The organism is Alkalihalophilus lindianensis, assembly GCF_032843265.1.
GTDB lineage: Bacteria > Bacillota > Bacilli > Bacillales > Bacillaceae_D > Alkalihalophilus > Alkalihalophilus lindianensis.
Genome location: NZ_JAWJBA010001025.1, coordinates 1 through 236 on the forward strand (window position 1 = coordinate 1; position 236 = coordinate 236).

1 protein-coding gene is annotated in these 236 nt (G+C 43.6%); it reads left to right on the forward strand.

The window, feature by feature from the left end; all coding sequences use genetic code 11:
• Nucleotides 1–26: 26 nt before the first annotated feature.
• A partial coding sequence (locus RYX56_RS25220) for a hypothetical protein (protein WP_317124496.1) occupies nucleotides 27–236 on the forward strand: 210 nt, incomplete at its 3' end.

Genomic DNA, 236 nt, shown 5'->3' on the forward strand with positions numbered 1-236 from the left:
TTGAAAAACGAAAATCCGGAAGAGGGGTGACGGGAAAACGTTACAAGGTGAATAAGGAAGCAATGACCCTTCGTGAAAATATTGGCAAGCTGATTCTTTATCGACCGGAGGATGAGAAGCCTTATAAGATAGCGATTTGTACAGGAGTCCATCCGAAAACCAACTCCCTCATTTGTCTGACACCGAAAGGGAAACAGTTGAAAATCCCTTCTCATCAAGCAGCGGAAATAATTGGC